This is a genomic window from Myxococcus sp. AB025B (assembly GCF_006518215.1).
Lineage (GTDB): Bacteria > Myxococcota > Myxococcia > Myxococcales > Myxococcaceae > Myxococcus > Myxococcus fulvus.
The window spans coordinates 1-6,126 of sequence record NZ_SRLW01000438.1; the positions used below are offsets into that span (position 1 = coordinate 1).

At 69.4% G+C, this 6,126-nt stretch carries 8 protein-coding genes; 2 read left to right on the plus strand and 6 right to left on the minus strand.

Annotated elements, in window-relative coordinates:
• Positions 1–647, plus strand: a 647-nt coding sequence (locus FL311_RS40150; protein WP_141332922.1) for an ABC transporter ATP-binding protein, incomplete at its 5' end; no start/stop codon positions are given.
• A 20-nt stretch (positions 648–667) separates the two neighbouring features.
• Here FL311_RS40150 and FL311_RS40155 read toward each other — a convergent pair.
• The 6 genes from FL311_RS40155 to FL311_RS40180 form a co-directional block, all read right to left on the minus strand.
• Positions 668–1,585 carry a Uma2 family endonuclease gene (locus tag FL311_RS40155; protein WP_141332923.1) on the minus strand — a complete coding sequence of 306 codons (918 nt, stop codon included), beginning with the start codon at positions 1,583–1,585 and terminating at the stop codon, positions 668–670.
• A 111-nt stretch (positions 1,586–1,696) separates the two neighbouring features.
• Positions 1,697–1,936: a hypothetical protein gene (locus FL311_RS40160; protein WP_141332924.1), complete on the minus strand. Its 240-nt coding sequence runs from the start codon at positions 1,934–1,936 to the stop codon at positions 1,697–1,699.
• 13 nt (positions 1,937–1,949) lie between these two features.
• Positions 1,950–2,528, minus strand: coding sequence for a type 1 glutamine amidotransferase family protein (locus FL311_RS40165; protein WP_141332925.1), 579 nt, complete (start codon positions 2,526–2,528; stop codon positions 1,950–1,952).
• 102 nt (positions 2,529–2,630) lie between these two features.
• A complete protein-coding gene (locus FL311_RS40170; RefSeq protein ID WP_141332926.1) occupies positions 2,631–4,184 on the minus strand; it encodes a right-handed parallel beta-helix repeat-containing protein in 1,554 nt (517 codons plus the stop codon).
• Between the two features lie 244 nt (positions 4,185–4,428).
• Positions 4,429–5,058, minus strand: coding sequence for a HEAT repeat domain-containing protein (locus FL311_RS40175; RefSeq protein ID WP_141332927.1), 630 nt, complete (start codon positions 5,056–5,058; stop codon positions 4,429–4,431).
• A 62-nt stretch (positions 5,059–5,120) separates the two neighbouring features.
• On the minus strand, positions 5,121–5,465 hold the full coding sequence (locus FL311_RS40180; protein WP_141332928.1) for a co-chaperone YbbN: 345 nt from the start codon (positions 5,463–5,465) through the stop codon (positions 5,121–5,123).
• A gap of 328 nt (positions 5,466–5,793) precedes the next feature.
• On the opposite strand from FL311_RS40180, the gene FL311_RS40185 reads away from it, so the two are divergent.
• A partial coding sequence (locus tag FL311_RS40185; RefSeq protein ID WP_141332929.1) for an SMI1/KNR4 family protein occupies positions 5,794–6,126 on the plus strand: 333 nt, incomplete at its 3' end.

Here is a 6,126-nt window from a genome sequence, read left to right on the forward strand (position 1 = left end):
AGAGGTGTATAAGAGACAGGAGCACGTTGGTGAAGCTGCTGCTGCGGATGTACGAGCCGGCGGAGGGGGCCATTCTGTACGGGGGCGTGGACCTCCGGGACATGGACGTGGGGGATTTGCGCTCGCGCTTCGGGGCGGTGTTCCAGGACTTCGTGCGCTACCAGTTCAACGTGGCGGAGAACATCGGGTTGGGGCACGTGCCGGCGTTGGAGGACCGGGAGCGCATCGTGAAGGCGGCGCAATTGGGTGGGGCGAGCGGGGTCATCGAGGCGTTGCCGGGGCAGTACGACACGATGCTGGGCGGGTGGTTCGAGAAGGGGCAGGAGCTGTCGGCGGGGCAGTGGCAGAAGCTGGCGGTGGCGCGGGCGTTCATGCGGGACGACGCGGAGGTGCTGATTCTGGACGAGCCGACGGCGAGCATCGACGCGGAGGCGGAGCACGCGTTGTTCGAGCGGTTCCAGGCGTTGGCGGCGGACCGCATCGCCATCGTGATTTCGCACCGGTTCTCCACGGTGCGGATGGCGGACCAGATCGCGGTGCTGCACAACGGCGGCGTGGACGAGCTGGGCAGCCACGACGAGCTGATGGCGAAGGACGGCCGCTACGCGCACCTGTTCCGCCTGCAGGCGCGGGGCTATCAGGACTGAGACGCGCGGGCTCGCGAGGACTACTTGCGAGTCCCGCGGAGCTGTTCCAACTCCGCGAGCGCCTCGGCCAGCCGCCGTTCGGCGTCCTCGCGCCGCTGGGTCTCCTCCTGTTGCAGGCGAGTGGCCTCCTCGCGTCGGCGGGTCTCCTCCTGTTGCAGGCGAGTGGCCTCCTCGCGCCGCCGGGTCTCCTCCTTGCGCCGCCGGGTCTCCTCCTCACGCCGCCGCAGCTCCTCGGCGAGCTGGTGCTCCAACTCGAGCCGGCTGGCCTCCACGCGCTCGACCATGTGCTCGAGGCGGGAAATCATCTCATGGGCTTCAGGCAGAGGCGCGCCGCCGAAGTAGAAGCGCAGTCGCTCGTCGTCTATCTGGAGGTCCAGACCGAGCACCTCGGAGCGATAGACCCCGTGCTGCGGAAGGATGGGCGTGTAGCTGCGACGCCCTGCCTCGAGCCGCCAGCCGTTGAGTCGCAGGCGGCCCCGGTCGAAGACGAAGTACTCGCGGATGCCCAGGCGCGCATATCGCTCCACGTTGCGTTCGAGGTCCTTGCGTCGCTCGCCCGCGACCATGACCTCCAGCGCCAGGTCCACGCCCTTCTTCTCCGTGCTCACCATCCAGCGCATGCGCGCGCGGTGCTCCACGTCCAGGACGGCGATGACGTCCGGGGCGAACATGTTCTCCCCGGGGTAGTACACGGGCAGCTCGCAGGCCAGGTACACCTTGCGGCCGACGCGCGAGAAGAAGCCGCCGAGCACCTCGCGAGCCCGGACCTTGGCCTCGTAGTGCGGGTCTCCTTCCGGAGGGTGGGCCTCGGAGACGGGGAACTCGGACGGGAGGCTGTCGACGATTCGCGCCTGCTCCTCGGGCGTCAGCTGGTCCCAGACCTCCTGTGGTGGAGCACGTGGGTCATCCGGGTCGACGTGGTAGGGGGTGTGGGCCATGGCGCTGTCCGGAGAGTAGGTCGCCAGGAGGCACGGGCCAAGGGCCGTCGGGGCGCTTCGTCGACTGCGTGGAAGACGGGCTCCACGCACCTTCCCTCCCCCATGTGCCGTCTAGCGTTCGGGCTTTCCCCGCGAATCGCGGCGCGTCAGCAGCAGGCCCAGCACGTAGAGAATCCCACACGAGACCAGGGGCATCGCGAGCGCGCCGCCCACGAAGCCTCCGAAGCCCCGCATGACGCCGCCGAGGACTCCGTCGACGCCCCACCAGGGCTCGGCGCGCACGCCCAGGATGGCGCCCGTGAGGCCGCCCAGGGCGCCGGTGGCGAGCAGCAAGGGCTCGATGATGGTCATGGCGGAGTGCTCCTCAAGGGGTCTGGTGCTCGCGAGCGAAGAACGCGCGGAAGTCCGCCATCGCCTGGCCCGCGTCGGGGTGCAGCGCGCCGAGCACCTCGGTGGCGAACGTGGTGGGCGCCGCTCCGGACGCCGTGATGATGCGCCCGTCCCTCACCGCCTGCGGCACGTCGCGATAGTGCGCGGCGCCCTGGTAGCCCGGGGCGTGCTTCTGGAGGAACTGCAGGTCATTGCTCGTGTGCGCGCGCCCCTCGAGCAGCCCCGCGCGAGCCAGCGCCAGCGTCGCGCCGCAGATGCCCGCGACGACGAGCCCCGCCTCCACCGCGCGGCGCAGCAGGGGCGTCAGGTCCGGACTCTGCGGCGTCATCCAGCTGCTGGAGCCAATCAGCACCAGCGCGTCCGCCTTCTCCGGGGAGAAGTCCTCGACCGCGCCATCCACCTGGAGGGTCATGCCCCCGATGGACGGCACGGGACGGCCTCCCGGGGACCACCAGGAGACCTGGTCACCGAAGTCATCCCGCGCTCCCGCGGCCAGCAGCGCCGGCTCCCAGTCCGCGAAAGGGGGAATCACCACGAATGCGATGCGCGCCACCAGCGTGCTCCGGGTTGAAGGAGCACCCGAGATTAGGCAAAGCAGACGGGAAGCTGAAGCCTCCCGCCACGCAAGGCCCGCGGCGGGCATGGGCCCTGTCCATCAGCGCGGCCTGGGCTGACGACTCACCCGGGATCGACGTGCGCCCTCGTCGTCCGTCAGCTCCTTGGGCCGGGAGCTGGGGATGATGCGCTCCGAAAACTGGTCCAGGTAGAGCGGCGCGAGCACCGCGCGCCAGCGGGCGTGGCTTCCCTCCCACAGCTCGTCGGTGATGGTGAAGACCCCCGAAGCGCCCTCGTAGCGATTGAGGTCCATGCCCAGGCCGGGCCGGTATGCCCTGGCACCCAGCCGCACGAACAGCCGCATGTCCCGCAGGGTGTTCTTGTAGACCAGCAGCCCCGGCACGGCGTTGGGCGGGTCCGCCGCCAGGCGCAGGCCGGCGTCGTACGTCCGCTCGATGATGTTCCCCAGCAGCGTCACCCCCCTCGCCTTGACGATGCGGATGCCCTGGCCGTTGTTGCGCTTCGCATAGTCGTAGATGTCGTGCACGTGGTTGCCTTCGATCTGCACGTTCACGGGCATGTCGATGACGTTGTTGCCGCCGATGGAGATGCCCCGGCCCGCGTTCCAGATTTCGTTGTAGAGGATCTGGACGTTCGTCGCGTCCTCGTGCACCAGCACGCCCTCCGCGGCGGAGGTGTTCGCCTGCCAGGGGTACTTCGCGAGGTTGGGGAAGTTGTAGATCTTGTTCTCGTGCAGGAGCAGGTCGTCGCACGCCTTGACGTCGACCCCGTTCTCCCCGGTGTCATGCAAGCGATTGCGCTCGACGAGGATGACGGCGGGCCTGCCGCCATTGGGCTGACATTGCACCGCGTCCCCGGAGACGTCGTGGATGTCGTTCTCCACGATGAACACGTTCCGCGTCACGCCGCGGATCGCCACGCCGTGCGAGTCGGTGTTCTGCTTGGAGAAGTCGTAGATTTCATTGTCGTCGATGAGGACGAAGTCCGCGTAGCTGGTGACGACACCGGCGCCCGCGCGGCCGCCGTGCAGCTTGGAGTCGAGGACCTGGGAGCACGTGGTGGTGTTCTCGAAGAGCACGGCGAACGAGGGCCGCTCGCGCACGTCCACCTCGAAGAACTGGACGACCCAGTAGGGCTGACTGATGTGGACCAGGCTGCCCACGTTGGTCGCGGCGGGGAGGATGCGAGGGCGGCCGGCCTGCTCCCCGCGCAGGACGATGGGCGCGGTGGCGGTGCCGGGACGCGCGCCCTTCGGCGCGGTGATGGCGACCTGCTCGTTGTAGTCGCCCTGACGCACCAGGATGATGTTGCCCGGCCGGGCCGCCTTCACCGCGGCCATGATGGTGCTGTACGGGTTCAGGTCGGAGCCGAGCGGCTTGGACGGGTCCCTCGGGCCGCTCTTCGACACGTAGAGCGTGGGGCCCTGCGCGACCGACGCGGTCGGGCAGTTGTCGTAGAAGAGGTCCTCCGTGAAGGCCGGACTCTGCCTCGCGGTCCGGGTCTCCAGCCCGTCCACCGGCGCGGCTGCTCCTGGCGCCTCCAGGTGTCCCTCTCCGCAGGCCATGGCCCCCGCCCACAGCGACAGCAGACAAGCGATATGCGTGAGCCTTTGCCCCAGTCGATGCTTCGTCATTTCGGACTGCCCCCCATGATTGGACCGCCAACCGCGAGGTTCCATGTTCGTAACGGGTGCGCGTCGCATCAACCACGCTGCCCCCAAGGATGGGAACTTCCCGTGCTCCATGTTCCCCGGCACGGGTCCACGCGGCGGAGGACGTGGGACGGAGGCCGCGAGAAGCGCGGCGAGGCGTCAGGCCGTCCCGCTGTCGGTGGAGGCGTTCGGGAGGTGGCGACGCCTCGTACGGGGAGACGGTGCGTCAGGGGACGGCGCGGTCGCGTTGGAGCACGGGGATACGGTCTGGGTACTCCCGTGACTCGATCTGGGCAATTGCGTCGAGCGCTTCCTCGCTGACGTACCACCAGCCGGGATTCACCCGCTCATCCTCCTGGGCCACCCTGCGCAGCGCGGGGAGGGCGGGCCGGTAGCGGAAGGCGCCGAGCGCGAAGCAGGCCCAGAAGCGCAGCTCCGCGGCGGGGTGCTCCAGCAGCTCGACGAGGATGCCCAGCACGCGCTCACGCAGGGCCGGCACCATCGTGCGCTGGGAGCCCAGGGCCTCGACGGCCTGGCCTCGCACGTCCATGCTCTCGGAGGTGTCCTCGACGGACTGGAGCAGCGCGTCGACGATGGAGGGCTTGCCATCACCGAGGCTGCACAGCAGCCACGCGGAGACCTCGCGCGCCCGGACGTCGTCGGCGGTCCGCAGCAGCCGGGCCACGTGCTCGGCCGCGACGGCGTCACCGACCTTCATGAGCGACATGGAGGCCTCCCAGCGCGCATCGGCGTCACCTGTCTCGAGTCGTCCGAGCAGCTCCGCCAGCTCCGCGGACGGAGGTGGGAGCCGGTGGGCCTGGGGCGCGTGACGAGGCTTCCTGGGCGTCTTCTTCATGGCGCCACCCTATGCGATTCCCCGGGATGGCACCGCGAAAGGGTGGGGCGTGATGGCCCGCGTCACGCGGCGGGCAGGTGCTCGCGGACGACGCCGAGCCAGTACGCCTTCCCGTAGTACTGGCTCATCTTCCCGATGAGCTTCCCGTCGCGGAACAGCAGGAAGGTGGGGATGCCGTAGAGCCCGAAGCGGTGGGCCAGGGACTCGTGCTGATAGGCGTTCACCTTCACCACGCGCATCCTCGCGCCCTCCAGTTCGGAGAGGAGCTCGGGCTCGGCGGCCGCGTAGATTTCACAGTTCGGGCAGCCGTCGCCCCAGAAGTCCACGACGACGAGCTCGCCCTGGGGTTGCATGACGAGCTGGTCGAAGTTCTCCGCCGTTCCCTCGTAGCTGACCGGATGTGCCATGCCCCATGGGTAACGGTCCGCCCGTCGGCCTTCAAGCCGGGTGGGGCCCGGACGGGCTGGCTTCCCGGGGGAGGGCGGGCGTCCCAGGGACCGCGGAAGCACTGGCGGAGGCGAGGGCCCCGGGCTGGAGGAGGGGCCGGCTTGCGAGGGAGTGGAAGGAGGCAGCCCGGGTTGGCGGTTGTCGTGATAGGTCCCGGGATGGGCTCGCGGGGCGTTGCCTTGGGGGCTGGAGCATTCGTGTGCGGGGCGTCAAAAGCTTCAGGTGCGCACTGCGCTCAGGGGCACAGCCGCCGTAAGGTGGCGGCATCGGACGTGTCGTGGAGGGGTCATGCACGAGTGGTTGGAGGCACTGCGGAAGTCAGCGAAGGCCGCGTCATCGGGTGTGTCCGCGGATGAGGTCCGGCGGGCGGAGACGGAGTGTGGCGTCCCCTTTCCCGAGGACCTCGGCCATCTGTACCTGACCTTCGACGGAGGCGAGCTCCACGGCGACGTGAGTCTCTTCCCGCTGCATGGGCCCGAGGGCTCCGTGAGCGTGCTGGAGAAGACGCGACTGAAGCTGGTGGGGTTGCCGGCCGCGGGCGTGTGGCGCATCGGGATGAAGGGGCCGCACCGGCACCTGTTCTCCGCGCGCAAGTCGGCGATGGTGGAGCAGGGGGACGGG